The 2,260-nt window shown below is 71.9% G+C and carries 1 protein-coding gene; it reads right to left on the bottom strand.

The window, feature by feature from the left end; genetic code table 11:
* Window positions 1–496 precede the first annotated feature (496 nt).
* A complete protein-coding gene (locus ACLEQD_RS41725; protein ID WP_410391465.1) occupies window positions 497–1,795 on the bottom strand; it encodes a hypothetical protein in 1,299 nt (432 codons plus the stop codon).
* Window positions 1,796–2,260: the final 465 nt, after the last annotated feature.

Genomic DNA, 2,260 nt, shown 5'->3' on the forward strand with positions numbered 1-2,260 from the left:
CTCGGGCTGAGCGGCGACGGGCGCGGCCTCTTCCGTGGCCCATTCAGGCTGGGCTTCAATAGGCGCGGCTTCTTCCGTGGCCCACTCCGATTGCGCTGCCGCGGGCGTAGCGGTTTCTTCCGTGGCCCATTCCGGCTGGGCTTCGATGGGAGCGGCTTCTTGCGTCGCGGCCCACTCCGTCTGCGCTACCGCAGGCGAAGCGGCCTCTTCGGTGGCCCACTCAGGCTGAGCTTCGATGGGGGCGGCTTCTTCCGTGGCCCATTCCGACTGCGCTGCCGCCGGCGTAGCGGCTTCATCAGTGGCCCATTCCGGCTGAGCAGTGACCGGCGTGGTGCCTTCAGCAGCAGCCCACTCGGACTGAGCAGCGACCGGCGTAGCGGCTTCAGCATTCGCCCACTCGGACTGAGCAGCGACCGGCGCGGCGTCCGTGGTGGCCCACGCGGACTGCTCGGAAACGGGCGCGGCTTCTTCCTCGGTGGCCCATTCAGGCTGCGCCTCAATCGGCGCGGCTTCTTCCTCGGTGGCCCACTCGGACTGAGCGGCGACGGCTCGGCGGCTTCAGTCGTGGCCCACTCGGCGTGCGCGCAGTCGGGCGCGGCTTCTTCGCGGCCCACTGCGGCTGCGTGGGAACGGCGGCTGCGCCTCCGGAGGTGGCCTGTGCATCCAGCGGCGCGGCCTCCGCCGTGCCCCATTCGGCCTGCTCGGCGACTGGCGTGGTGCCTTCCGACGTGGCCCATTCAGGCTGCGCTTCGACGGGCGCGGCTTCTTCCGTGGCCCACTCGGGCTGGGCCTCGATGGGCGCGGCTTCTTCCGTGGCGCTCCCGTCGGATGCCTGGGCGATGGGCGCGGCTTCGGCTTCCGGGGTGGCCCATTCGGACTGGGCCTCGATCAGCGGAGCCTCTTCGGACGGCGGCGTCCATCCGCCCTGGACGTCAGCGGACGGCACCGACGCGGATGCGGACCCCTCGGATTCGGCGGCCGGGGCATCCCAGGCGGACGCGGCGTCCGCGGTGGGCTGTTCGGACGACGCGGTGGAGGCCCACTCGGGCTGGAGCTCGATGGGGGCCGAGTCCTCGGCGGCGGGCTCCACGGCGTCGGCGGCCCACTCGGGCTGCAGCTCGATGGCGGCGGACGCGTCCTGCAAGCCCACGGTGTCGGTCGCGTCGGAGGGCGCGCCCTCGGCGGACCACTGCTGCGCATCGCCGCCCGCGGCGCTCCACGCGGAAGGCTCGGTGGACTGCGCTTCGGCGAGGGACTCGGCCGCGGTGGCCAGCGGCACGGCTTCGTCGGCACTGCCGCTCAGCTCGCCCCACTGTTCCGAGGCCTGGGCTGCTCCGGCCTCGGGCTCGACATCGTCCGCGCCAAGCTCCAGCGTGTCGGCTTCGATGTCCGGACCGACCTGGATGCTGCGGATCCGCAGCGACGGGACGCCCGAGTCATTCGCGAACGGGGAGGGCGGCGGCGTGAGCTGCTGCTCCTCTTCGGCGCCCAGGTCGGCCACGTCGAACGTCTGGGCCTCCACGCCAGCCGCGACCGCCGAGGCCGCGCTGCCGTCGGACCAGTCCGCGTCGCCTTCGTTGGCGACATCGTTCGCGTCGAGCGCGATCTCCTCGGCGGAGGACTCCGCCGGAGTTCCGCTGGCGGACTGCCAGTTCGTCGCGACGTCGTCCGTGCTGAGCGCGATCTCCTCGGCGGGGCTTCCGGGGAAGCGACCTCGCTCGCGTCGAGCGCAATCTCTTCGGCAGGGGTTTCCACCGAAGCATCCGTTGCCGGCTCGTTGCCGGAAGCCGACCACTCCGTCGCGACGTCATTCGAGCCGAGCGCAATCTCCTCAGCGGAGGACTGCGCGGACGTGGCGCTGTCCGACTGCCAATCCGTGGCGACCTCGCTCGAATCGAGCGCGATCTCCTCGGCGGGCGTTTCGCCCGTCACGCCATCGCTTGAACCGGGGGCGCTCCCGTCAGTGGACGTCTGCGCGGATGCGGCCGCGTTGGCCTGCCAATCCGTGGCGACATCCTCCGACCCGAGAGCAATCTCTCCCGCGCCGACTGCCAATCCGTGGCGACCTCGCTCGAATCGAGCGCGACCGCATCGGAGGCGGCTGCCTGCGCGGATTCGCCGACTGCCAATCCGTGGCGACCTCGCTCGAATCGAGCGCGACCGCGTCGGACGTGGCTTCCGCTGGCGTGCCGGTGCTGGACTGCCAATCCGTGGCGACGTCGTCGTGCTGAGCGCGACCGCGTCGGAGCGGCTGCCTGCG

The organism is Corallococcus sp. 4LFB (assembly GCF_046520365.1).
Classification (GTDB): Bacteria; Myxococcota; Myxococcia; order Myxococcales; family Myxococcaceae; genus Corallococcus; species Corallococcus caeni.